The following is a 24961-nucleotide window of genomic DNA, read 5'->3' as shown; positions in this document are numbered from 1 at the left end:
CCATGTTGCCGTTCTGGATCGCCCTGCAATTTTTGAGCAGTCTGCCGATTCGTCTGCCAGGCATGCCGGCGCCACAGGAATTGGGGCGATCGCTGCTGTTTTATCCGCTGGTCGGCCTGCTGTTTGGCGGGATTTTGTGGGCGTTCAACTGGCTGTTGCTCGGCACTCCGTTGTTGCTTCATGCAGCGCTGTTGCTGACGGTTTGGGTATTGCTCAGCGGTGCGTTGCACCTGGACGGCCTGGCCGACAGCGCCGATGCGTGGCTCGGTGGGTTCGGCGATCGCGAGCGCACGTTGACGATCATGAAGGACCCGCGCAGCGGGCCGATCGCGGTGGTGACGCTGGTGCTGGTGTTGCTGCTCAAATTCGCCGCGTTGCTGGCATTGATCGAGCAGCAACACGCCGTTGTCCTGATCATTGTTCCGTTGATTGGACGCAGCGCAATGCTGGGCTTGTTCCTGACCACGCCTTATGTGCGTGCCGGTGGCTTGGGGCAAGCGCTGGCCGATCATCTGCCACGTCTGGCGGGCAAGCAGGTGTTGGCGGTGAGTGCGTTGGCGTGTGTTTTGATTGCCGGTCTCAGCGGCGTGTTGGCAGTTGTGCTGGCGGCGCTGGTGTTTGTCTGGTTGCGGCAAGTGATGCTGCGCCGATTGTGCGGCACGACGGGCGATACGGCGGGGGCGTTGCTGGAAATCCTTGAGGTCGCGGTGCTGGTGGGATTGGCGATCTCCTGAACTTCCCACATCATGTAACTTGATTTAACACAACCGCGGGTATATACACGCACCATGCTCGATTCCCAATGTTTATGCATCAACCTGCGTCGCGCCGCCCGTGGCGTCAGCAGGCACTACGACGGCGCTCTCGACGGCTTCGGGATCAACGTTGCCCAGTATTCTCTGCTGTGTAATCTGCAGCGTCTGGATAAACCGAGTATTTCCACGTTGGCCGAGGCCATGGGGCTGGATCGCAGCACCTTGGGGCGCAATTTACGGGTGCTGGAAGGCGAAGGCCTGCTGATGCTGGTCGAGGGCGAAGACATGCGCAATCGCATCGTCATGCTCACCGAGGCGGGTGTTGAACGCCTGAAAGCGGCCTTGCCGGCTTGGGAAGCGGCGCAACAGCGGTTGATTGACCGTCTGGGTGCCGAGAAACGCGAAACCTTGCTGCGACTGCTGGACGAACTGGCGTGATGCCGGTTTTTCCGATCTTAAGCGGGTATATACCCGCTACCGGAGAATAAGAATGACCTCGATGTGGCGTACGTGCGGTTGGGTTTTGTTGGGGAGTGCGCTGATTCTCGCGTTGTCCTTGGGCGTCAGACACGGCTTCGGGCTGTTTCTGGCGCCAATGAGTGCCGAATTCGGCTGGGGGCGTGAGACGTTTGCCTTCGCCATTGCCTTGCAGAACCTGATCTGGGGCCTGGCGCAGCCCTTCACCGGCGCGCTGGCCGACCGCTTTGGCGCCGCGAAAGTGGTGCTGATCGGCGGTGTCCTGTATGCGTTGGGTCTGGTGTTCATGGGCCTGTCGGATTCCGCCGTGACCTTGTCCTTGAGCGCTGGCCTGTTGATCGGTATCGGCCTGTCGGGCACTTCGTTCTCGGTGATCCTTGGCGTGGTCGGTCGCGCGGTGCCGCCAGAGAAACGCAGCATGGGCATGGGCATTGCCAGCGCAGCCGGCTCTTTCGGTCAATTCGCCATGTTGCCCGGTACGCTGGGGTTGATCGGCTGGCTCGGCTGGTCCGCGGCATTGCTGGTGTTGGGCCTGTTGGTGGCGCTGATCGTGCCGTTGGTGAGCATGCTCAAGGACAAGCCGCTACCGGTGTTCGGTCATGAGCAAACACTGTCCGAAGCCCTGCGCGAGGCCTGTTCCCATTCGGGGTTCTGGCTGCTGGCGTTCGGCTTTTTTGTTTGCGGCTTCCAGGTGGTATTCATCGGCGTGCACTTGCCGGCTTATCTGGTGGATCAGCACCTCCCGGCGAGCGTCGGTACGACAGTGCTGGCGTTGATCGGGCTGTTCAATATTTTCGGTACCTACACAGCGGGCTGGCTCGGCGGGCGGATGTCCAAACCGCGTTTGCTCACCGGCTTGTATCTGCTGCGGGCAGTGGTGATCGGGCTGTTCCTGTGGGCGCCCGTCACGACGACCACCGCGTACCTGTTCGGCATGGCGATGGGCTTCCTGTGGCTGTCGACGGTGCCCTTGACCAACGGCACCGTCGCGACCTTGTTCGGCGTACGAAATCTGTCCATGCTCGGTGGGATTGTTTTCCTGTTTCACCAGCTCGGATCGTTCCTCGGCGGCTGGTTGGGCGGGGTGGTGTACGACCGAACCGGGAGCTATGACTTGATCTGGCAAGTGGCGATTCTCTTGAGTCTGTTGGCCGCCGCCCTGAACTGGCCGGTGCGTGAGCGGCCGGTGGCGCGCCTGCAAACACAGATGAGTGCGATATGAACAGCCTCTGGCCGCGGATCGCTGTCGTCGCTGTATGCGCCTTGCTGCTGGCCCTGTCGTGGTGGGGCTGGCATCAGGGCGGGCTGGCGTTGATGCAACTGGGCATGGGTGCTTGCTAGCAGGATGTGAGGGCGAGTAACTTCGTTGTTGACGATTTCTCTAGGATGCACTGACATGATGATGCGCTGGCTCGCAGTTTCCGCGTTACTGGTAGCGTTTAGTGGATTGGCTCAAGCGGCCGAGTGCCCGGACCTTTTGCAAGGCTCGTTGCCCAAGTTACGCGCCAAGGAATCCATCGACCTGTGCCAGCGCTTCGCCGGCAAACCGCTGGTGGTGGTCAATACCGCCAGCTTCTGTGGTTTCGCCCCGCAGTTCAAAAGCCTTGAGGCGCTGAATCAGCGTTACAAGGATCAGGGGCTCGAGGTGATCGGTGTTCCGTCCAATGACTTCAAGCAAGAGTCCAAGGATGGCGAAGAGACTGCCAAGGTCTGCTACGTGAACTACGGTGTGACGTTCACCATGACTGAACCGCAGAAAGTCCGCGGTGATGATGCGACTCATTTGTTCAAGATCATCGCCAAGCAGAGCACCGCGCCGAAGTGGAACTTCTACAAGTACGTGGTCGATCGCAAGGGCAAGGTGATCGCCAATTTCTCCAGCCTGACCACGCCTGACGATCCCGAGTTCATCGCTGCGGTGGAGAAAGCCCTGGCCTCGCAACCCTGATCGACACCCGTTAAAAAGCCCCGCCTCTGTACAAGAGGGCGGGGCTTTTTCAATTCAGGCGGCCAGAGGTTCAGGCTCGCCGTGAATCATCAGAAGCGGTAGGTCGCGCCAACACCGAAACCGTTCGCATAGTTTTCATACTCTGCGCTGTAGTTCTGACGGCCGTTGCTGTTGTTGACCTTGACCGACTCTTCGCGCAGGTACGAATACGCTACGTCGATGGTCAGGTCGTCGGTCGGGCTCCAGCCGGCGCCCAGGCTGAAAATCTTGCGATCGCCAGTCGGGATGCGTGGAGAGCGGTTTTCGTTGTTGGTCGGCGACTGGTCAACCGACAGGCCGGTACGCAGCACCCACTGCTTGTTCAGCTGGTACGAAGCACCGATGGCGTGAGCCCAGGTGTCGTGCCAGTTCTGCTCTTCAGTGATGGTGCCAAAGCCGCGTGCGGCCAGGGCGGCAGGAACGCCTTCGTTCTCGACGGAGATTTCTTTCAGGCGGCTCCAGCGAGTCCAGGTGCTGCCTGCGTAGAGGGTCCACTGATCGTTCAGCTGGTGAGTGACCGAGAAGTCCACCGACTCAGGCGTGGTGATGTCCAGCGAAGCGTCGAACTTCTGGTTCGGGTTCTGGCCCAGCGCCGCGAGCACGCCGTAGTTGACCTTGGTGTCACCTTCGAGCTTGTACTTCACTTTCGAGTGATAGGTCAGGCCGAGGCGAGTGCTTTCGAGGGCTTGAACCATGATGCCGATGTTGTAACCCAGCGCGGTGTCGTCACCCTTGATCTTGACTTTGCCGTCCGCTGGGCCCTGCACCAGCGACACGTTCGATTCCAGCGTGCCGTCAATGCGGTTGATGGTCGGACCGAAACCGATCGACACCTTGTCGTTGAAGGCGTAGCTGACGGTTGGCTGGAGAGTCACGATTTTGACTTCGCTCTTGCTGCCGAAGTATTTGCCGGCGAAGCCGTTCTCGTAGTCGGTCACCAGGCCGAATGGAGCGTAGACGCCGAAACCGACTGCCCACTGGTCATCGATTGGCTTTACGTAGTAGCCCATGGGGACGCCCATGAAAGGGACCATGTCACCTTTGTTGGTACCACTATTCGGACTGGAGCTCGCATCACTGATATCAGTGTGCGCGTCGATAAATGCAACACCACCGGTCACTTGTTCGCGCTTGAGGCGAGACATGCCGGCAGGGTTACCAAAAACTGTGGATGCGTCGTCGGCAGATGAAGATCGCCCGGCAAAACCTGTCCCCATCCCGCTGATGCTTTGTTCGTTGAGGGCAAAGCCACTTGCGAAGATCTGGGTGGATGCAAAGGCAACGGCGAGGCTAAGGGTGGTTTTGAGCATTACTTTTTTCATTATTAGAACTCCTGGTGATCACCGGGGCGAAAATTACCAACATTTTCGTCCCAGCGCTATAGGCTGTGAGGCTTGATTTAGAGCGGTTTTGTAGGACAATCCGACCAAAATCGCAGCAGTTGCGCGATCTTGTGGAAACAGCAGATCAGCAGGCGACCTGATTCAGCGGTGAGACACAGGTTTGCCAGGCGCAGGTGAAGTCTCTCAGGCGTCCTTGAGGCTGGAAGGTCTGGCGCCAGATGCGGGCCATTCCCAGTAGGTCGTCTGCTTCGGGGAGGGGGGTGTTCTGTTCTTCTACCAGCAGCCAGGCGATGGCTGTGGCGTAACGCAGGTTGACGGTCAATTCGAGGTGCGGACCACTCAGGAACGCATGTTGGCTGGCCAGGCCGCGAACCAGGCTTGCGCGTTCCGGGTCAAGTGCCAGGTAGTGGTCCCAAAGTGCTTGATGGCGGGGTTCGGCGATTCGGTACAGGCCGTGTCCACGGCGGTCATGCAGGGCAGTACCAAGGGCTGACTGGCTGGCGGCGACGCCCAGCAGCAGGGATTCGGCAGTTGCGCTATGGCGCCCGAGATAAATCAATGTCGGACGGATCACATAACGGCACAGTTCGCTGGCAGCGATACCCATAAAGCCCTCGAAACATGAAATGGTCGGCGATACCTGAAGGGGCCTTGGCAGCGGGTGAATCGACTCAGGCTCGCCGGAAGCGGCTCAAGCCGCTTGAGTTGAAGTGTAGTGTCATATTCGCGCCGTAAAGGCCTGTTTTTAAAATATTTCCGGCTGGGAGTTATAACCGTTATATCGGTTTGTGCTTAGGCGGTGGCAGCGAAAAGAGAAATATCGGGCAATAAAAAGCCCCGCTTTTTGAGCGAGGCTTTTGAGGTTTTCAGTCTTTCTGGCGTATCAGGCAACCAGTGCCTGACGGGTACGCTCGATCACGGCCTGCAGCGGCTCGGCGCTGGAGTATTGATCGGGGTACAGGCGTTCGCTGTGACGAGCGATGCCGTGTTCGTTGACCAGAGTGAAGCTGAAGCAGCCTTTGCGAGCAGCCATGATCAGGCAGTTCATTGGTGCAAAAGCATTGGTTAGGGTGCGAATGGCATCCTGGGTGTGGATTTGAGTAGACATAGTCATTGGGTGTTCCTACAAGCGACACGGATAAGAACCGTGCAAAATTAAAACGTTCCAGTGACGACGACCACCATTGGTCGAACGAAGAACCCGACTGGAACAAAGCAGCCAGTTTGAAGCGCTGATAAATTGGCGCGCTTGGGCTGGCAGGTAGGTACTTAGGAGGGCAGGCAACACATCAAGGGCAAAGGTTCTGGGCCCGGGGTGAAGATCCTGATCAATTTGCAGGCTGGTTCGGTCAGAGTAAGTGAGCTTCGCAACACCCTTTGCTTTCGATTCAAAGGCTGTGTTGACGCAAGGTTTACCTGGAAACCATCGAGGTGGTCGATCCCGCCTTGTCGGTGAGACTTCCTTTGGGAAGGCTGACCGGGGGGATTTGTTCGACCAGAATTGACTTTCAGCTTGGTACTAACGCCGCGGATACTAACGGATTGAATTGCAGAAGGGAAGTGTGTTAGAAAAAAGTTCTCTGAACGCCCTCATTCAACGTCCGGATTGGCGCTCGGAAAAAGCCATGACCCGCAGACTTGCCCTGTAATAGCACAAATTCCGACTATTGGTAGTCACGGCTCATCGGGCCAGGACCAGCCTGGATCATGGGTTTGCCAAGGTTTATCCCCAGGTGCAGGCGAAAAATGCGCCGAAAAAGCGCATCGATATAACTGCCTCGAAGATACTTGTGCACATAAGTCACGGAGGGTGTCACGCCGCTGTCATCTTCCCTTCAAACGCAGTGGGTGCCTGTAACCAAAATTTAAGTCAATGAAAAACATCGCTTTTTTTTGCTGGTGAAAAAATCGTCAGTTTGACTGCGGGCCCCATTCCATAGGGCTTTGCGAGAGTTCAAGGGCGGTTGTCCACTGAGTTATCCACAGCTTCTGTGGATTGTCCCGAGCGCTTGCTCTAGGACGGGCGTACCGGGTTTTTTTAGGCTTTACCTGTAAGAAAAAAAGAGTAGAGTGGCGCGCCTTCCGATCTGCCCCACAGTGCTTTATGAAGTTTCGCTCAGTATCAGTCTCTGCAACCTCCACACCTCCCAGCGTAACCCCGCCCAAGCGCTTTTCGATGCGTGTGGCCGAGTGGCTGCTGGACAGCCCGCGTCTGGGCGAAAACCCCAACGTCAAACACTTCGCCGGACGTTTGCTCAAGCAGCCAGCCCGTGAAGGGGTCGTGGCCGCGCAAAGCCGACTCGGTCAACTGATGTGCCGTGAATGCGGGAATGCCCGGGATCGCCGTATCGGTCAGGACCTTCTGCGTTCGGCCGCGCGGGCAGGGGATCGGCGCGCCCAGCAAGAACTTGGGCTGATCGAAGACTGAGCTGTCCAAGACCTGACGCCTTGGTTAACCTTCAAGCTTTATTTCATTGGCAGGAGTGGCTATGGCTATGGACTTGACCAGCGCATTGCTCGGTCTGGCGGGCGCTGCGCTGCCGTTACTGGTACTGGCCTGGCAACTTCAGCGGCGAGCGAGCGCCACACAGTCAGAAGTTGCACTGCTGGAAGAGCGTCTGGCCACAGCCCATCTGGCTCAGGATGGATTGAACGCGCAACTCGAAGCCTGTCGCGATGAAATGGGTGATCTGGGCCAGGCCAACGCCGCCAAACAAGCAGACCTGGCCGCTGTGCGCCGTGAAGTCGAACTGCTGCAGATCGAACGTGACGACGCCCGCGATGCCGCCCACGCCTGGAATCTGGAACGCGCCGGCAAAGAGGCTGAGTTGCGTCGTCTGGACGCCCAGGCCGCTTCGCTCAACGCCGAGCTACGTGAGCAGCAGGAAAGCCATCAGCAGCGCCTTAACGACCTGCAGGGCTCGCGAGACGAGCTGCGAGCGCAGTTCGCGGAGCTGGCTGGCAAGATCTTCGACGAGCGCGAGCAGCGCTTTGCCGAAACCAGCCAACAACGCCTCGGTCAGTTGCTCGATCCGTTGAAGGAACGCATCCAGTCCTTCGAAAAACGCGTCGAAGAAAGTTATCAGGCAGAAGCCCGCGAACGTTTTTCCCTGGCCAAGGAACTGGAGCGGCTGCAACAGCTGAACCTGCGCCTGAGCGACGAAGCCACCAACCTGACCCGCGCCTTGAAAGGGCAGAAAACCCAAGGCAACTGGGGTGAGTTGATTCTTGAACGGGTGCTTGAACACGCGGGCCTGGAAAAGGGGCGCGAGTACCAGACCCAGGTCAACCTCAAGGGCCCGGACGGTGAGCGTTTCCAGCCGGACGTGATCATTTATCTGCCGGGCGACAAACAGGTGGTGGTCGACTCCAAGGTCAGCCTCACGGCCTATCAGCAATACGTCGCGGCCGAAGACGATGCCATCGGCCAGATCGCCATCAAACAGCACGTGCTGTCCCTGCGCACTCACGTCAAAGGGCTGGCCGGCAAGGATTACAAGCGTCTCGACGGTTTGCACAGCCTGGATTTCGTCCTGCTTTTCGTACCGATCGAAGCGGCGTTTTCCGCCGCATTGCAGGCTGAGCCGACGCTGTTCCAGGAGGCCTTCGACCGCAACATCGTGATCGTCAGCCCGACCACGTTGCTGGCGACCCTGCGTGTCATCGACAGCCTGTGGAAGCAGGAACGCCAGAGCCAGAACGCCCGGGAAATCGCCGAGCGGGCCGGGTGGCTGTACGACAAGTTCGTGTTGTTCATCCAGGATCTGGATGAAGTCGGCAATCGCTTACAACAATTGGACAAAGCCTACAGCTCTGCGCGCAATAAGCTGACGGAGGGCCGCGGCAATCTGGTTAGTCGTAGCGAGCAGCTCAAGTTGCTTGGCGCGCGGGCGAGCAAGAGCCTGCCGGCAGACTTGCTGGAACGGGCGATGACGGATGTCGATGGTTTGGCCGAGTTGCCTGAATAACATCAAAAGATCGCAGCCTGCGGCAGCTCCTACAGGTGTACGTAATTCCGTGTAGGAGCTGCCGCAGGCTGCGATCTTTTTTGTTGTCGCGCTACAGCGGCAAATGCCGGCTCAGCAACGCCCGCAACGCCGCCGGTTTCACCGGTTTAGCCAAGTAGTCCAGCCCCGCCGCATGCACCTGGGCCACCGTCTCCGGTCGCCCATCGGCGCTGATCACTACCCCTGGCACTGGCTCACCCAATCGGGTTCGCAGCCATGCCATCAGTTCGGTCCCGGTCTCGCCATCGTCCAGGTGGTAATCCACCAAGGCCAATTGAGGTCGCATCCCGTCGCTGAGCAGCGCCGCGCATTCATCGCGGTTGCGCGCGGTCCAGACCTGACAACCCCAGCGCGTGAGCAAACTGTTCATGCCGATCAGGATGCTGTCTTCGTTGTCGATGCACAGTACCTGCGCGCCGCTCAGCAATTTGCCATTGAGTTCGGCGACCTTGGTCGGGGTCGGGGTCGCGGACTGCGCCCGAGCCAACGGCACACTGACACTGAACACGCTGCCGCGCCCCGGCCAGGAGCGTACGCGCAAGGTATGACCCAGCACGCGACACAACCCGTCGGCGATCGCCAGGCCCAGCCCCAGGCCTTTCTCAGCACGCGTCTGGTGGCTGTCGAGGCGTTTGAATTCTTCGAAAATGACCTGCTGTTTATCCACCGGAATGCCCGGACCACGGTCCCAGACTTCCAGACACAGCTCGCCCTTGCGTCGGCGAACCCCTAGCAGCACCGGGCCTTTGGCATAGCGGAAGGCATTGGTCAGGAAGTTCTGCAGGATTCGTCGCAGCAGTTTGATGTCGCTGTCGGCGCGCAACGTACTGCCCCTGACACGGAATTTCAGCCCCTGGTCGCGGGCCAGCGCCTTGAACTCGGCACCGAGGATGTCGAACAGTTCATTGAGCACAAAAGGCTTGGGATCAGGATTGATCTTGCCGTTCTCCAGGCGGGAAATGTCCAGCAGGTCGCTGATCAAATCTTCGGCTGAGCGCAGTGAACTGTCCAAGTGATGGACCAGTTTCTGCGCCTCGCCGGATAAGCCGTCGTCTTGGTGGGAAAGGGCGGCCGAGAACAGTCGCGCAGCGTTCAACGGTTGCATCAAGTCGTGGCTGACCGCCGCCAGGAAACGGGTTTTCGACTGGTTGGCCGACTCCGCGGTGCCTTTGGCGTCGGTCAGGGCGACGTTGAGTTGCGACAGTTCGTGGGTCCGCTCGGTGACCCGTCGCTCCAAGCCCTCGTTGGCTTCGGTCAGCGCTTGCTCAGCCTCACGGAACGCGGTGATGTCGGTGAAACTCATGACAAAACCGCCGCCCGGCATCGGGTTGCCGATCAGCTCGATCACACGGCCATTTGGGAAAAGTCTTTCAGATGTGTGGGCGCGGCCCTGACGCATCCAGTGCAAGCGGCGGGCGACGTGCACTTCGGCTTCGCCGGGGCCGCACAGGCCGCGCTCGGCGTTGTAGCGAATGATGTCGGCAATCGGGCGGCCAAGCCTGATCAGTCCATCCGGGTAGTTGAACAGCTCCAGATAGCGCCGGTTCCAGGCCACCAGTTTCAGCGACTGGTCGACCACACTGATGCCTTGGGTGATGTTCTCGATCGCGCCTTGCAGCAGCGCGCGGTTGAATTGCAGCACTTCCGAGGCTTCGTCGGCGATTCGGACGACGTCCTCGAGTTGCATTTCCCTGCCTTCGATGGCGGCTTTTACCACCGCCCGGGTCGAAGAAGCACCCAGCACACCGGCCAGCAAGCGTTCAGTGTGGGCGATCCATTCACCGTCGGCGTTCTGGTTCGGGTTGAAGCCTTTGCCCTGACGGTAGGCGAAGCGGATAAAACTCTGACGGGCGCGTTCTTCGCCGACGAAGCGTGCGGCCAGCTGCAACAAATCGTCGATCTGCACCGACAGCATCGAACGGGCGCTGGGACGGGCGCTGATTTCCTGACCGATGAAGCGACCCGCCTGCCAATGTTCCGAAACCCTCGTACGCGACAGCACCGACACCCAGGCGAACAACGTGAAGTTGCCCGCAAGAGACAGCACCACGCCTTGGGTCAGCGGGGTAATCGGCAGGTGCAACGGGTTGCTGTGTAACCATGCCAGGCCAGGGAAACTGCTCAACGACAAGCCGAGGCTGTTGGCGGCAATCGGCAGGATCAAGGTGTAGAACCACAGGAACGTCCCGGCGGCGAGACCGGCGAAAACACCGCGACGATTGGCCTGTTTCCAGTACAGGGCGCCGAGCATGGCCGGTGCCAGTTGGGTCACGGCGGCGAAGGCGATCTGGCCGATGGTCGCCAGGCTCGCCGTCGAGCCGAGCAGGCGATAACTGACGTAGGCCAGCAGCAGAATCACCACAATGCTCACTCGGCGCACCGAGAGCATCCACTGGCGGAACACTTCGAACGGCCGCTCGGCGTTGTTGCGCCTCAGCAACCAAGGCAACAGCATGTCGTTGGAGACCATGGTAGACAACGCCACGCTGGCGACAATCACCATGCCGGTCGCCGCCGAGGCGCCACCGATAAACGCCAGCATCGCCAGGGCAGGATGGGATTGGGCCAGCGGCAGACTGATAACAAAAGAGTCCGGCAGTACCGAGCTCGGCAGCAGCATCTGACCGGCGAGGGCGATAGGAACGACGAACAGCGCCGCCAGCGCCAGATAGGCTGGAAACACCCATTTGGCCAGACGTAGATCCTGAGGGTCGATGTTTTCCACCACGGTCACGTGGAACTGCCGGGGCAAGCAGATGATTGCCATCATCGCCACACCGGTCTGCACCACCATCGATGGCCAGTTGATGGTTTCCTTCCAGTATTCTTCCAGACGTGGGGCGAGCATGGCCTGGTCGAACAGGTCCTCGAAACCGTCGTACAGGCCGTAGGTCACGAACGCGCCGACCGCGAGAAAAGCGAACAGCTTGACCAGCGATTCGAACGCAATCGCCAGCACCATGCCGCGGTGGTGTTCCGTGGCGTCGAGGTTGCGGGTACCGAAGACGATGGTGAACAGCGCCAGCACCAGCGACACGATCAGCGCCGTGTCCTGGGCGCGAGTGCCCATGGCGTCGGCACCGGCGCCAATCAGCAAGTTCACCCCGAGCACGATGCCCTTGAGTTGCAGCGCGATGTAGGGCAACACGCCGACCAGGCAGATCAGCGCCACCACCACGGCCAGCGACTGGGATTTGCCATAACGCGCGGCGATGAAGTCGGCAATGGAGGTGATGTTCTCCTGCTTGCTGATCATCACCATTTTTTGCAGGACCCACGGCGCGCACACCAGCAGCAGGATCGGCCCGAGGTAGATCGGCAGGAAAGACCAGAGCTGTTCGGCGGCCTGGCCCACGGCGCCAAAGAAGGTCCAGCTGGTGCAATAGACGGCCAGCGACAGGCTGTACACCCAAGCGCGCACTCGCGGCGGCAACGGTGTGCTGCGACGGTCGCCGTAGAAGGCGATGGCGAACAAGATGGCCATATAGGCCAGGGCGACGGCGGCGATCAGCCCGCTGGACAGCGACATGGGAACTCCAGACAAAAGACACCCGGGACTCCCGCCCGGACAGACAGTCTCGCACGATGGCAGGGGTTAGTCAGTGTCGACCAAGGTCGCGGCGCGGCGGGGTGTCGCAGGGTGCGTGCCAGTTGGATCTTTGGTGTTTGTGCAGGCCTCATCGTCGGAACGCCGCCCGGAGCAAGCTCGCTCCCACATTGGGTCTGCGTCGTTCACAAATCCCTGTGGGAGCGAGCTTGCTCGCGATGGCGGTATCACTGACTCAGCGCAATCTCGATCAACCGATGCAGCTCCTCAACCTCCAGCGGCGCCGCTGAAAAGAGGATACGAAACACCGTCGGCGCCGCCACCATGTTGATCAGCCGATCGACGTTCGGCTTCGGCTGATCGGGGTAACGATCCAGAATCGTCTGCAGCTGCCCACCAATGATCGTCGCGCAGAGGGCTGGTGTGGTGCTGCATTGCACGTCGCGCAAGATGTTGCGGCCGGGCTCGGAGCTCATCTCGTCCAGATACTGCTCGGCCCAGGCGCGCACGTCACCGCGCAGGCTGCCGGTATTGGCCGGCTCGCTCTCGGGGCGCATGCGGGCGAGGGCGACGTCCGCCAACAACACCGACAAATCGCCCCAGCGCCGGTAGATGGTCGACGGCGTGACGCCGGCTCGCGCGGCGATTTGCGGGACGGTCACGGTGGCGCGGTCCTGCTCTTCGAGGAGATCGCGGACTGCCGAGTGAACCGACTCTTGCACCCGGGCGCTGCGTCCGCCGGGGCGTAAACCTTCTTTAATAGCCATGCATCGGACCTTAACACAAAGAATTTGCTTTAAGCGTCAGCCAGTCGCACACTCCGCAAAAGCAAAAATTTAGCTTTTGCGGAGTGTATTCATGTCCAGTTCAACGTCTAATCGTTCAAGCCTGTGGTTCCTGGCGATCACCTTACTCAGTTTTCTTGCCGCTTCCACCGCGCCGACGCCGTTGTATCACTTGTACCAGGAACACCTGCAGTTCTCGGCAGCGACCCTGACCCTGATTTTCGGCGTGTACGCCATCAGCTTGCTGGCGGCATTGCTCACGGTCGGTTCGCTCTCGGATTACCTGGGGCGCAAACCGGTGATCTTCACCGCTGTGATGTTGAACATGCTGGCGATGCTGCTGTTTATCAATGCAGACAGTGTCGCCTGGTTGATCGGCGCACGGGTGCTTCAGGGTTTTGCTACGGGGATGGCCACTGCTGTACTGAGTGCGGCGCTGTTGGACACCGATCGCCAGCAAGGTTCGCTGGTCAACAGTGTCGCGCCGTTGCTGGGCATGGCGGCGGGTGCCATGGGCTGCGGCTTGTTGGCCCAGTTCGCACCACTGCCGTTGCAATTGACCTATTGGGTGTTGTTCGCGCTGTTCGTGATGCAAGCGCTGTTCGTCTGGCGTTTGCCGGAAAGCGTCAGTCCCCAGCCGGGAGCCTGGGCCTCGCTGCGCCCGACCCTGCATGTGCCGATCCAGGCGCGGCGTGCGTTGTGGCTGGTGCTGCCGATCAACATCGCGGTCTGGGCGCTCGGTGGTTTTTACGCTTCTTTGGCGCCGTCTCTGGTGCGCACGGCCACCGGATCGCCCTCAAATCTGATTGGCGGTGCGACGGTGGCGGTGTTGACGGTGACCGGCGCGTTGATGATCTACACCCTGCGTGATCGGCCGGCCGACAAGGTTTTGCGATTAGGCGGCAGCCTGCTGCCCGCCGGCGTCGCGCTGATTCTGATGGCGGTGCACAGCGCCAGCCTGACTCTGTTTTTCGTCGGCACGCTGGTGGCCGGATGCGGTTTCGGTGCCGGTTTCCTCGGTGCGTTGCGCAGCGTCGTGCCGCTGGCCTTGGCCCATGAGCGGGCAGGGTTAATGTCGGCTTACTACGTGCTCAGTTATCTGGCGTTCTGCTTGCCGTCGTTGCTGGCCGGAAACTTGACCCGGACCTTCGGGCTGGTGGCCACCACCGATGGTTACGGCGCGGTGCTGATTATTCTCTCGGTCGGCGCTTTGTTCGCGTTGATGCGTCAGCAGTCCATGAAAGTATGTGGCGTCGATGTTCGATGACCGCTAGCCTTGGCACCGCCATACCTTTCGACGGACCGACGCATGAAAATCATCCGCAGCAAATCCTTCACCGCTGACCGTGCCTGGGGCGCTTTGGATATCGCCAACATGAACGGCATCACCACGCGTTTGCACTGGACCGATCAGCCCTATAAATGGCACATCAATGAGGGGCAAGAAGTGTTCGTGGTGCTGGATGGTCAAGTGCAGATGCGTTATCGCGAAGCAGGTCAGGAGAAAGAAGTGATGTTGGGTGTAGGCGATATCTTCTATGCCGACGTCGGTACCGAACACGTTGCCCATCCGCAGGGTGCGGCAAGAATCCTGGTGATCGAAACTGAAGGCAGCGTTTGACGCCATATCTGCAAAACAGATAACAGTTAGAGATATTACCCGTTATATCGATATTCGATTCGGACCTACCATGAGCTCCACCTCAACAGAGGACAGGAGTTCACCATGACATGCCCCAACACCGCCCCAGCCGGTTTCAAACCCTTCAGTCATTTGCAGCATCCGCGTGAAGTCATCCGCCAGTTCACGCCGAACTGGTTCGCCGCCACCATGGGCACCGGTGTGCTGGCGTTGGCACTGGCGCAGCTGCCTGGCGCAAATGCCGGTTTGCACGTGATTGCCGAAGCCCTTTGGCTGTTCAATATCGTCCTGTTCGTTTTGTTCACTGCGATATACGCGGCGCGTTGGGCGCTTTTTTTTCACGAGGCACGGCGGATTTTCGGCCACTCCACGGTCTCGATGTTTTTCGGCACCATCCCCATGGGCCTGGCGACCATCATTAATGGCGTTCTCTTGTTCGGTTTGCCGCGTTGGGGCGAGGGCGTGATTCATGTCGCCGAGGTGCTGTGGTGGCTGGATGTGGCGATGTCTGTGGCGTGCGGCGTGCTGATTCCCTACATGATGTTTACCCGTCAGGAACACAGCATCGACCAGATGACTGCCGTCTGGCTGTTGCCGGTGGTGGCGGCGGAAGTGGCGGCCGCCAGCGGTGGTCTGTTGGCGCCGCACCTGGCCGATGCCCATTCGCAACTGGTGGTGCTGGTGACCAGCTACGTGCTTTGGGCATTTTCCTTACCGGTGGCGTTCAGCATTCTGACCATTCTGTTGCTGCGCATGGCGCTGCATAAATTGCCCCATGAAAACATGGCCGCCTCCAGCTGGCTCGCGCTCGGCCCGATCGGCACCGGGGCGCTGGGCATGTTGCTGCTGGGCGCCGACGCGCCGGCGATCTTTGCAGCCAACGGTCTGCCGGGCATCGGTGAAATCGCCGCCGGGCTGGGGTTGGTGGCCGGGATCACCCTGTGGGGTTTTGGTCTGTGGTGGATGCTGATCGCGGTGCTCATCACCCTGCGTTACTTGCGCGTCGGCATCCCGTTCAATCTTGGCTGGTGGGGTTTCACCTTCCCGTTGGGCGTCTATTCCCTTGCGACGTTGAAACTGGCCAGCACCTTGAACCTGACGTTTTTCAGTGCCGTCGGCTGCGTGCTGGTGGTGTTGCTGACGGTGATGTGGCTGATCGTCGCCAAACGGACAGTGCAGGGCGCCTGGCGGGGCGAGTTGTTTGTCTCGCCGTGCATTGCAGGATTAAAGAAATAACCTGCAAGTTTTAGGTAATGTGTGGCCTGGATCGTCGTTCGATATTCCAATAACTGCATCCAGCCACTCTCTACCCAACATCAGGGACACATGGAAGATGAGTCACCCCTCACAGTTCACCTTGCTTCGCACCCGGCGCTTCCTGCCGTTCTTCGTCACACAGTCGCTCGGGGCGTTCAACGACAACATCTTCAAGCAGTCGCTGATTCTCGCCATTCTCTACAAGTTGACTATCGACGGTGACCGCTCGATTTGGGTCAACCTGTGTGCGCTACTGTTCATCCTGCCGTTCTTCCTGTTCTCGGCATTGGCCGGGCAGTTCGGTGAAAAGTTCGCCAAGGACGCGCTGATCCGTCTGATCAAGCTCGGGGAAATCGCCATCATGGCGGTAGGTGCGGTCGGTTTCATGTTCGATCACCTGTGGCTGATGCTGGTGGCGCTGTTTGCCATGGGCACGCACTCGGCGCTGTTCGGGCCGGTGAAATACTCGATCCTGCCCCAGGCCTTGCGTGACGAAGAGTTGGTGGGTGGCAACGGCCTCGTGGAAATGGGCACCTTCCTGGCGATCCTCGCCGGGACCATCGGTGCCGGGATCATGATGTCCTCCAGTAATTACGCGCCGATCGTCTCCACGGCGATCATCGGTGTTGCGGTGCTCGGCTATCTGGCCAGCCGCAGCATTCCACGGGCTGCGGCCGCCTCCCCGGAAATGCGTCTGAACTGGAACATTTTCAGCCAGTCCTGGGCCACGTTGAAACTGGGCTTGGGGCAGACGCCAGCGGTGTCACGCTCGATTGTCGGCAACTCGTGGTTCTGGTTTGTCGGGGCGATTTATCTGACGCAGATCCCGGCCTATGCCAAGGAGTGGATGCACGGCGACGAAACCGTGGTGACGCTGATTCTTACGGTGTTCTCGGTCGGCATCGCGCTCGGTTCGATGCTTTGCGAGAAACTGTCCGGCCGCAAAGTCGAGATCGGTCTGGTGCCGTTCGGCTCTTTCGGTCTGACGGTGTTTGGTTTGCTGCTGTGGTGGCATTCCGGTGGAATTCCGGACAGCGTTACCGGCCATGGCTGGATCGAAGTCCTGGGTTTTGGCCACGCCTGGCTGGTGTTGATCGACATTCTGGGGCTTGGGGTATTCGGCGGTTTCTACATCGTGCCGCTGTACGCGCTGATTCAGTCACGTACTCCCGAGAACGAGCGGGCGCGGGTGATTGCCGCCAACAATATTCTCAACGCGCTGTTCATGGTGGTCTCGGCGATTGTCTCGATCGTCTTGCTGAGCATGGTCAAACTGTCGATCCCGCAGCTGTTCCTGGTGGTGTCGCTGCTGAACATCGGCGTCAACGCCTACATCTTCAGCATCGTCCCCGAGTTCAGCATGCGCTTCATGATCTGGCTGCTCAGCCATTCCATGTACCGCGTGGAACATCGCAATCTGCAGCTGATTCCCGATGAAGGCGCGGCGTTGCTGGTGTGTAATCACGTGTCCTTCGTCGATGCCTTGCTGATTGGCGGCGCGGTGCGTCGGCCGATTCGCTTTGTGATGTATTACAAGATCTACAACTTGCCAGTGCTGAACTTTATCTTTCGCACGGCCGGGACCATTCCGATCGCGGGGCGTCAGGAAGACATTCAGATCTACGAAAAAGCGTTCACGCGCATTGATCAGTATCTGAAGGACGGCGAGTTGGTGTGCATCTTCCCTGAGGGTAAATTGACCGCGGATGGCGAGATCAACGAGTTCAAGGGCGGGCTGACGCGGATTCTCGAACAGACGCCGGTGCCGGTGATTCCATTGGCATTGCAGGGTTTGTGGGGGAGTTTCTTCAGCCGCGATCCGCAAAAGGGCGTGTTTCGCCGGTTGTGGTCACGGGTGACGCTGGTGGCAGGGCCTGCGGTGTCGGTTGAAGTGGCAGAACCGGCCAGACTGCAAGGTTTGGTGGGGGAGCTACGCGGCGCTACCCGCTAATTCCCCATTCGTTGCGGGCCGCTGCACCAGCGAGCCCGCTCTGGCGCATGTTAGCCCGCCATCGCCAACCGGTTACGTCCCTCGCGCTTGGCCACATACAACGCACTGTCGGCCCGTCGCAACAGGCTCTCGGCAGACTCGCCGGGCAGTAGCGTCGAGCAGCCAAGGCTGACCGTCAGATCGATCGCATGGCCGTCGGCCGAATATTCCTCTGCCTGCACTGCAAATCGTAGCCGTTCGCCGACCATGGCTGCCGCCTCACGACTCGTGTTGGACAGCAGGATCAGGAACTCCTCGCCACCAAACCGGAAAACCATGTCCACGTTGCGCAACTGGCTTTTGATCGAGGCTGCGACGGCCTTGAGCACGTCATCGCCGGCGCTGTGTCCGTGGTTGTCGTTGATGTGTTTGAAGTGATCGATGTCCAGCATCAGCAGCGACAAGGGTTGCAGATGCCGACGCGCCATCTCGATTTCCCGTTGCAGGGTCTGATCCATGGCGATGCGGTTGCCGGTGTCCGTGAGCGGATCGCGCAAGGCGCTTTGGGTGGCGGCGCGGTAGAGCAGGGCATTGCGCATCGGATACATCAATGCGGACAGCAGCGACTCAAGGTTGCACTGTTCCTGTTCACTGAACCGCTGATTGCGGCGGAATACCAAGTCACCCAGGTGCTCGCCTTCATGGCTGAGGCTGTAGCTGATCGAATGATGGCCGCGCTGGCCGAACTCCAGGCGCAAGTCGCTGGCCTTGTGCTGATAGATCAAGGTGTCGAGCGGTACAAGTCGCTGAATTTCACGAAAGAAGAGCCCGAGAATGCGTTGCGGCTCAAGACTGGTTTGCAGCTGCAGGCTCAGCTTCTGGCGCAGTTGCGCGACGTTGACAGGCCGCTCCCGAAGGGGAGGCTGCTGACCAAGACCCAGGCGTTGCAATTTGGCAACATCGAAGTCAATTGCGTTGGTCTGGGAAGGTGATTTCATATGGCGTCCGCCCGATTGCTTTCACACTGCGTGTCTGAGCAAATTTAGAGCGAAAGTCGTGCCATTCAGTTCAGTCGAATATAAAGCGTTATAAATCAATAGGTTGATAGTTGTTTAAAATATTTTTCCGAACGCGGTGACAGTTGTTTGACTTGCATCAGTGTGGTTGTGGCGCACTTTGAGTGCCGCGACGGGAAGCCGTCGCAGCACAAAAGCAATGCGCAGGCGTTACTGAGCGTTGAACGCCTGGCCGTTGATGCCGGTGCTGTCCGGACCCATCAGGTAGAGGTAGACCGGCATGATCTCCTCGGGCGTCGGGTTGTTCAGCGGGTTTTCACCGGGATAAGCCTGGGCGCGCATGCTGGTGCGGGTGGCGCCCGGGTTGATGCTGTTGGAACGCACCGGTGCCACGGTGTCGACTTCGTCGGCCAGGGTTTGCATCAAACCTTCGGTGGCGAACTTGGACACGCCGTAAGCGCCCCAATACGCACGACCCTTGCGGCCGACGCTGCTGGAGGTGAACACCACCGAAGCGTCCTGGGACAGCTTGAGCAGCGGCAACAGGGTGCTGGTGAGCATGAACATGGCGTTGACGTTGACTTGCATGACCCGCATGAAGTTTTCGCCGGACAGCTGCTCGATCGGCGTACGCGGGCCAATGATCGACGCGTTGTGCAGCAAACCGTCGAGATGGCCGAATTCGGTTTCGATCATCGCTGCCAGCTCATCGTATTGATGGGGCAGGGCGGTTTCCAGGTTGAACGGGATCACGGCCGGTTGTGGATGGCCGGCGGCTTCGATTTCGTCGTAGATCTGAGTCAGGTTGGCTTCGGTCTTGCCCAGCAGCAGCACGGTGGCGCCGTGTGCGGCGAAGGTTTTTGCGGCGGCAGCGCCGATGCCACGGCCAGCGCCGGTGACCAGGATGACCCGGTCCTTGAGCAATTCTGGGCGGGCGGAATAATCAAACATAAGAAACCTCACAAAAACAGAAGACAGATCGCGGCGCGGCCAATCGCGGGCAAGCCCGCTCCCACAAGAGTCGAGGGTGTTTACACAATTTGTATTCGCCACCAGAACCCTGTGGGAGCGGGCTTGCCCGCGAAGGCGTCAGCATTCACGCCACATACCCGAAGCTTGAAATCGATTTTCAGCACCCACACAGCGCACTATCCAGCACCTTGCGCAACTCCAGCGGATGATCGACCACCACATCCGCGCCCCAATGCCGCGGGTTATCGTCTGGATGAATGTAGCCATAGGTCACGGCGGCCGTCTTGGTGCCGGCATCGCGACCGGATTCGATATCACGCAAGTCATCACCCACAAACAGCACGCTGGCCGGGTCCAGGTCGAGCATCTTGCACGCCAGGATCAACGGCTCGGGGTCCGGTTTGCTGTTCTTCACATGGTCCGGGCAGATCAACAGCGCCGAGCGCTCGGCCAGGCCAAGCTGTTGCATGATCGGTTCAGCGAACCGCAGCGGCTTGTTGGTGACCACGCCCCAGATCAGGTTGGCCTTCTCGATGTCGGCCAGCAGTTCGCCCATGCCGTCGAAGAGTTTGCTGTGAACCGCACAACCGGCGAGGTAGCGCTCCAGGAACTCCAGGCGCAATTCCTCGAAACCCGGTGATTCCGGGTCCATGGAGAAGGTCACGGCGACCATCGCCTTGGCGCCACCGGAAATCTCGTCGCGAATGTGTTTGTCGTTCATTGGCGGCAGGCCGCGGTCGGCACGCATCGCCTGACAGATCGCAATGAAGTCCGGCGCGGTGTCGAGCAGGGTGCCGTCCATGTCGAAAAGAACTGCTCTGATACGCATCGGCTTACTCCTCCCGCAGGGTCTGGATCATGTAGTTGACGTCCACGTCGGAGGCCAGTTTGTAGTGCTTGGTCAGCGGGTTGTAGGTCAGGCCGATGATGTCCTTGACGGTCAGGCCGGCCATGCGGCTCCAGGCGCCGAGCTCGGACGGGCGGATGAATTTCTTGAAGTCATGGGTGCCGCGCGGCAGCAGCTTCATGATGTATTCCGCGCCGACGATGGCGAACAGGTACGCCTTCGGGTTGCGGTTGATGGTGGAGAAGAACACCTGGCCGCCGGGTTTGACCATGCGGAAACAGGCGCGGATCACCGAGGATGGGTCCGGCACGTGCTCGAGCATTTCCAGGCACGTGACCACGTCGAACTGCTCGGGCATTTCTTCAGCCAGGGCTTCGGCGGTGATCTGCCGGTATTCGACGCTCACGCCGGATTCCAGTTGATGCAGTTGCGCGACCGCCAACGGCGCTTCGCCCATGTCGATGCCCATCACGGTGGCACCGCGCTGGGCCATGGCTTCGCTGAGGATGCCGCCGCCGCAACCGACGTCGAGGACTTTCTTGCCGGCCAGGTTGACCCGCTCGTCAATCCAGTTGACCCGCAGCGGGTTGATGTCGTGCAGCGGTTTGAACTCGCTTTCGCGGTCCCACCAGCGATGGGCCAGGGCTTCGAATTTGGCGATTTCGGCGTAGTCGACGTTGCTCATGGTTAAGTCCTCTAAAACTTGAAAAATCCTGTTGCCCCGGTGGTGAGTCCGGGGTGCTTACGATTCGGTATGGCCGCTGATGCGCTGGCCCCAGGCCTTGGCGGTGGCGCAGAGCTGTTCTTCATCCAGGCGAGTCAGGCGACGGTCGTCGAGCAGTTGCTTGCCGGCGACCCAAAGGTGTTTCACGCAGTCACGGCCGGTGGCATATATAAGCTGCGAAACCGGGTCGTAGACCGGTTGCTGCGCCAGGCCGGAGAGGTCGAACGCCACGATGTCCGCGGCTTTGCCGACTTCCAGCGAACCGACGTCAGCCTCTATCCCCAGCGCACGGGCACCGTTGAGCGTGGCCATGCGCAGGGCGCGATGGGCATCCAGCGCAGTGGCCGAGCCGGCGACGGCTTTGGCCAGCAAGGCGGCGGTGCGGGTTTCGCCGAGCAGGTCCAGGTCATTGTTGCTGGCCGAGCCATCGGTGCCGACCGCCACATTGACGCCAGCCTGCCACAAGCGCTCCACCGGGCAGAACCCGCTGGCCAGCTTCAGGTTGGATTCCGGGCAATGAATCACGTTGGTGTTGCTTTCTACCAGCAACACCAGGTCTTCGTCGCTGATCTGAGTCATGTGGACGGCCTGGAAGCGCGGCCCCAACAAACCCAGGCGCCCAAGTCGGGCCAATGGGCGTTCGCCGCGCTGCTCGACGGACTGCTGCACTTCATAAGCCGTTTCATGCACGTGCATATGGATCGAGGCGTCCAGTTCTTCGGCGATCACCCGGATTTTCTCCAGGTTCTCGTCGCCCACGGTGTAGGGTGCATGGGGGCCGAAGGTGACTTTGATACGCTCGTGGTGCTTGAGATCGTTGAACAGTTCGACGCCCTGACGAATGGCTTCATCCGCCGTGCTGGCGCCCGGAATCGGGAAATCGAGGATCGGAATGGCGATTTGCGCGCGAATGCCGCTGTTATGGACGCGCTCGCTGGCAACCTTCGAGAAGAAATACATGTCAGAGAAGCAGGTGATGCCACCTTTGATCTGCTCGGCGATCGCCAGGTCAGTGCCATCACGTACGAAAGCTTCATCGACCCACTTGGCTTCGGCCGGCCAGATGTGGTTTTCCAGCCAGGTCATCAGGGGCAGATCATCGGCCAGGCCACGGAACAGTGTCATCGCCGCATGCCCGTGGGCATTGATCAAGCCAGGGCAGAGCAACATGTCCGGCAGTTCGCGGACTTCGGTTGCGTCAAGCTTCAGCGCAGCCGAACGTGGGCCAATGAATACGATGCGTCCGTCGCGGATGCCCAGGGCGTGCTCTTTGAGGACAACGCCAGCGGGTTCGACGGGTACCAGCCAGGTCGGCAGCAATAGCAAGTCGAGCGCAGCGGCAGTGTTCGGCATCGAGAGTCGGTTCCAGAGCTTTTGTAAAGGATGGCGAAGTATACCCGAGCGTCTTCGCAGGGGGATCGCTATAATCGACGGCTTTTGTTCATGAGTGCGGGGTGAGGGATGCGCGATCGACTGTTGGCTGCGGAGAAGGTGAAGGCCATCGATTGGCGTGATGGCGCCCTTTACCTGCTGGATCAGCGTATTTTGCCGTTCGAGGAAACCTGGATCGCCTACACCAGCGCTGCTGGCGTGGCCGAGGCCATTCGTTCGATGGTGGTGCGCGGCGCGCCGGCGATTGGCATCAGTGCCGCCTATGGTGTTGTGCTGGCGGCCCGCGCGCGGTTTGCCGAAGGCGGTGACTGGCAGGCGGCGCTGGAAGAGGATTTCGCGCTGCTGGCCGATTCTCGTCCGACCGCAGTCAACCTGTTCTGGGCCCTGGGCCGCATGCGCGACCGGCTTGAGCGTCTGAAACATCACGCCGATCCGCTGGCGGTGCTGGAGGCGGAAGCTATCGCCATTCACGAGAGTGATCGCGAAGCCAACCTGACCATGGCGCAACTGGGCGTGGAACTGATTCGCAAGCACCAGGGCAACGCCCAGGCGATTCTGACCCACTGCAACACCGGCGCTCTGGCCACCGGCGGCTTTGGCACGGCACTTGGCGTCATTCGTGGCGCTTTCATTGAAGGCATGGTCGAGCGCGTCTATGCCGACGAAACCCGTCCATGGCTGCAAGGTTCGCGGCTGACTGCATGGGAGCTGGCCAACGAAGGCATTCCCGTGACGCTCAATGCCGACTCCGCCGCCGCCCACATCATGAAGACCAAGGGCATTACCTGGGTAATCGTCGGCGCTGACCGGATCACCGCCAATGGCGACGTGGCCAACAAGATCGGCACTTATCAGCTGGCGGTGAACGCCATGCACCACGGCGTGCGTTTCATGGTGGTGGCGCCGAGTTCGACCATCGACATGAACCTGGCCAGCGGTGATGACATCCCGATTGAAGAACGCGATGGTCGCGAGTTGCTGGAAGTCGGCGGCAAGCGGGTCGGGGCGGATGTCGATGCGTTCAACCCGGTGTTCGACGTGACCCCGGCGGATTTGATCGATGCGATCGTCACCGAAAAAGGCATCGTCGAGCGCCCGGACACCGCGAAAATGGCGCAGTTGATGTGTCGCAAGCGTCTGCATTGATGATCTCTGGCGTCAGATAGATTGCCATCGCGGAGCAAGCTCGCTCCCACAAGGGATCTGCGTTTTGCCGGAAATCTCAGACATACAGCAATCCCCTGTGGGAGCGAGCTTGCTCGCGATGAGGCCCTGAAAGTCAACAAATCAGCCAGATTCAGGCCTTGATTCTTCATCCGAAAAGGCTCTAAGCCTCTCTCGTCCCCTTCAAGCCTGTCACCGGTCAACTAACTATGCTCCATGCGCATCAGGGGGATAGGTGCGTGGCGGCTCTTGTGATAACATCCGGCGGTTTCCAAGGTAGCCCGATGTGGCTGCCTTTACTGCGCAGATCCATGGCATAACTCGTTGATTTGTCGTAAGTCGGTGCATGGCACTCAGCCTGCAGCGGCGAGCTTCGTTCGTCCCATATGGATGTGACGAAGTTTCACCAGAAAAAGGAATCAGGCTTCTCATGGGCGAACTGGCCAAAGAAATCCTCCCGGTCAATATCGAAGACGAGCTGAAGCAGTCCTACCTCGACTACGCGATGAGCGTAATTGTCGGGCGGGCACTGCCGGATGCGCGCGATGGCTTGAAGCCCGTGCACCGGCGTGTGCTGTTCGCGATGAGCGAGCTGGGCAACGACTTCAACAAGCCGTACAAGAAATCTGCCCGTGTTGTCGGTGACGTGATCGGTAAGTATCACCCTCACGGTGATACCGCGGTGTACGACACCATCGTTCGGATGGCGCAGCCATTCTCGCTGCGCTACCTGCTGGTAGACGGTCAAGGCAACTTCGGTTCCGTGGACGGCGACAACGCCGCCGCCATGCGATACACCGAAGTGCGCATGACCAAGCTGGCGCACGAGCTGCTGGCTGACCTGCACAAAGAAACCGTGGACTGGGTGCCGAACTACGACGGCACCGAAATGATCCCGGCGGTCATGCCGACCCGTATTCCCAACCTGTTGGTCAACGGCTCCAGCGGTATCGCCGTGGGCATGGCGACCAACATCCCGCCGCACAACCTCGGTGAAGTCATCGACGGTTGCCTGGCACTCATCGACAACCCTGAGTTGACCATCGATGAGCTGATGCAATACATCCCCGGTCCGGACTTCCCGACCGCCGCGATCATCAACGGTCGCGCCGGCAG

23 protein-coding genes are annotated in these 24961 nt (G+C 59.8%); 13 read left to right on the top strand and 10 right to left on the bottom strand.

Annotated features, from left to right (window positions below; all coding sequences use genetic code 11):
• Positions 1-2: 2 nt before the first annotated feature.
• The 5 genes from ACIQU2_RS25915 to ACIQU2_RS25895 are packed head-to-tail and all read left to right on the top strand — an operon-like array spanning position 3 to position 3180.
• Positions 3-734, top strand: coding sequence for an adenosylcobinamide-GDP ribazoletransferase (locus ACIQU2_RS25915; protein ID WP_403144980.1), 732 nt, complete (start codon positions 3-5; stop codon positions 732-734).
• Between the two features lie 54 nt (positions 735-788).
• Positions 789-1193 carry a MarR family winged helix-turn-helix transcriptional regulator gene (locus tag ACIQU2_RS25910; protein WP_033055842.1) on the top strand — a complete coding sequence of 135 codons (405 nt, stop codon included), beginning with the start codon at positions 789-791 and terminating at the stop codon, positions 1191-1193.
• A 52-nt stretch (positions 1194-1245) separates the two neighbouring features.
• Positions 1246-2454, top strand: a complete 1209-nt coding sequence (locus ACIQU2_RS25905) for an MFS transporter (protein WP_403144977.1) — start codon at positions 1246-1248, stop codon at positions 2452-2454.
• Positions 2451-2573: a hypothetical protein gene (locus ACIQU2_RS25900; protein ID WP_008148682.1), complete on the top strand. Its 123-nt coding sequence runs from the start codon at positions 2451-2453 to the stop codon at positions 2571-2573. Before ACIQU2_RS25905 ends, ACIQU2_RS25900 begins: the two co-directional genes overlap by 4 nt.
• A gap of 55 nt (positions 2574-2628) precedes the next feature.
• The gene (locus tag ACIQU2_RS25895) at positions 2629-3180 is read left to right on the top strand and encodes a glutathione peroxidase (RefSeq protein WP_347802774.1); all 552 of its coding nucleotides are present in this window, start codon (positions 2629-2631) and stop codon (positions 3178-3180) included.
• An 89-nt stretch (positions 3181-3269) separates the two neighbouring features.
• Here the strand turns inward: ACIQU2_RS25895 and ACIQU2_RS25890 are convergent, their stop codons facing one another.
• From ACIQU2_RS25890 to ACIQU2_RS25880, 3 genes are all read right to left on the bottom strand, one after another.
• Complete coding sequence (locus ACIQU2_RS25890; RefSeq protein WP_403144973.1) at positions 3270-4541, bottom strand: OmpP1/FadL family transporter; 1272 nt, start codon at positions 4539-4541, stop codon at positions 3270-3272.
• A gap of 145 nt (positions 4542-4686) precedes the next feature.
• Positions 4687-5169, bottom strand: coding sequence for a hypothetical protein (locus tag ACIQU2_RS25885; protein ID WP_074874727.1), 483 nt, complete (start codon positions 5167-5169; stop codon positions 4687-4689).
• 276 nt (positions 5170-5445) lie between these two features.
• Positions 5446-5670, bottom strand: a complete 225-nt coding sequence (locus ACIQU2_RS25880; protein WP_007898912.1) for a hypothetical protein — start codon at positions 5668-5670, stop codon at positions 5446-5448.
• 996 nt (positions 5671-6666) lie between these two features.
• On the opposite strand from ACIQU2_RS25880, the gene ACIQU2_RS25875 reads away from it, so the two are divergent.
• Positions 6667-6990: a sel1 repeat family protein gene (locus ACIQU2_RS25875; protein ID WP_080931979.1), complete on the top strand. Its 324-nt coding sequence runs from the start codon at positions 6667-6669 to the stop codon at positions 6988-6990.
• A gap of 175 nt (positions 6991-7165) precedes the next feature.
• Complete coding sequence (rmuC, locus tag ACIQU2_RS25870) at positions 7166-8530, top strand: DNA recombination protein RmuC (protein ID WP_283184536.1); 1365 nt, start codon at positions 7166-7168, stop codon at positions 8528-8530.
• Between the two features lie 91 nt (positions 8531-8621).
• On the opposite strand, the gene ACIQU2_RS25865 is transcribed toward rmuC, so the two are convergent.
• Positions 8622-12098: a NahK/ErcS family hybrid sensor histidine kinase/response regulator gene (locus tag ACIQU2_RS25865; RefSeq protein ID WP_403144969.1), complete on the bottom strand. Its 3477-nt coding sequence runs from the start codon at positions 12096-12098 to the stop codon at positions 8622-8624.
• 245 nt (positions 12099-12343) lie between these two features.
• Positions 12344-12883, bottom strand: a complete 540-nt coding sequence (locus tag ACIQU2_RS25860) for a TetR/AcrR family transcriptional regulator (protein WP_129442373.1) — start codon at positions 12881-12883, stop codon at positions 12344-12346.
• A 91-nt stretch (positions 12884-12974) separates the two neighbouring features.
• On the opposite strand from ACIQU2_RS25860, the gene ACIQU2_RS25855 reads away from it, so the two are divergent.
• The 4 genes from ACIQU2_RS25855 (at position 12975) to ACIQU2_RS25840 (ending at position 17751) form a co-directional block, all read left to right on the top strand.
• Entirely contained in the window at positions 12975-14168 is a 1194-nt protein-coding gene (locus ACIQU2_RS25855) for an MFS transporter (protein WP_403144966.1), read from the top strand.
• Between the two features lie 42 nt (positions 14169-14210).
• Positions 14211-14522 (top strand): cupin domain-containing protein, encoded by a 312-nt coding sequence (locus ACIQU2_RS25850; protein WP_403144963.1) that lies wholly within the window; start codon positions 14211-14213, stop codon positions 14520-14522.
• 105 nt (positions 14523-14627) lie between these two features.
• Positions 14628-15779 (top strand): TDT family transporter, encoded by a 1152-nt coding sequence (locus tag ACIQU2_RS25845; protein WP_403144962.1) that lies wholly within the window; start codon positions 14628-14630, stop codon positions 15777-15779.
• 97 nt (positions 15780-15876) lie between these two features.
• Positions 15877-17751: an MFS transporter gene (locus ACIQU2_RS25840; protein ID WP_403144960.1), complete on the top strand. Its 1875-nt coding sequence runs from the start codon at positions 15877-15879 to the stop codon at positions 17749-17751.
• Positions 17752-17801: 50 nt separating this feature from the next.
• On the opposite strand, the gene ACIQU2_RS25835 is transcribed toward ACIQU2_RS25840, so the two are convergent.
• From ACIQU2_RS25835 to ACIQU2_RS25815, 5 genes are all read right to left on the bottom strand, one after another.
• Entirely contained in the window at positions 17802-18728 is a 927-nt protein-coding gene (locus ACIQU2_RS25835; protein WP_403144957.1) for a GGDEF domain-containing protein, read from the bottom strand.
• Between the two features lie 228 nt (positions 18729-18956).
• Entirely contained in the window at positions 18957-19697 is a 741-nt protein-coding gene (locus tag ACIQU2_RS25830; RefSeq protein WP_403144956.1) for a YciK family oxidoreductase, read from the bottom strand.
• 178 nt (positions 19698-19875) lie between these two features.
• A complete protein-coding gene (gene mupP, locus ACIQU2_RS25825; protein ID WP_033055824.1) occupies positions 19876-20547 on the bottom strand; it encodes an N-acetylmuramic acid 6-phosphate phosphatase MupP in 672 nt (223 codons plus the stop codon).
• A gap of 4 nt (positions 20548-20551) precedes the next feature.
• Complete coding sequence (gene ubiG / locus ACIQU2_RS25820) at positions 20552-21250, bottom strand: bifunctional 2-polyprenyl-6-hydroxyphenol methylase/3-demethylubiquinol 3-O-methyltransferase UbiG (RefSeq protein WP_033055822.1); 699 nt, start codon at positions 21248-21250, stop codon at positions 20552-20554.
• A 57-nt stretch (positions 21251-21307) separates the two neighbouring features.
• A complete protein-coding gene (locus ACIQU2_RS25815; protein ID WP_347802765.1) occupies positions 21308-22642 on the bottom strand; it encodes a TRZ/ATZ family hydrolase in 1335 nt (444 codons plus the stop codon).
• A 108-nt stretch (positions 22643-22750) separates the two neighbouring features.
• Between ACIQU2_RS25815 and mtnA the strand changes: the two genes are divergently transcribed.
• Both mtnA and ACIQU2_RS25805 read left to right on the top strand, forming a co-directional pair.
• Positions 22751-23827 carry an S-methyl-5-thioribose-1-phosphate isomerase gene (gene mtnA / locus ACIQU2_RS25810; RefSeq protein WP_347802764.1) on the top strand — a complete coding sequence of 359 codons (1077 nt, stop codon included), beginning with the start codon at positions 22751-22753 and terminating at the stop codon, positions 23825-23827.
• A 448-nt stretch (positions 23828-24275) separates the two neighbouring features.
• Positions 24276-24961, top strand: a 686-nt coding sequence (locus ACIQU2_RS25805; RefSeq protein WP_403144953.1) for a DNA gyrase subunit A, incomplete at its 3' end; no start/stop codon positions are given.

It is taken from the genome of Pseudomonas sp. NPDC098740 (genome assembly GCF_044760065.1).
In the GTDB taxonomy this organism is placed as follows: Bacteria; Pseudomonadota; Gammaproteobacteria; order Pseudomonadales; family Pseudomonadaceae; genus Aquipseudomonas; species Aquipseudomonas rossensis.
The sequence above is the reverse complement of the archived record's forward strand: the minus strand, read 5'-3'. Positions and strand labels throughout refer to the sequence as shown.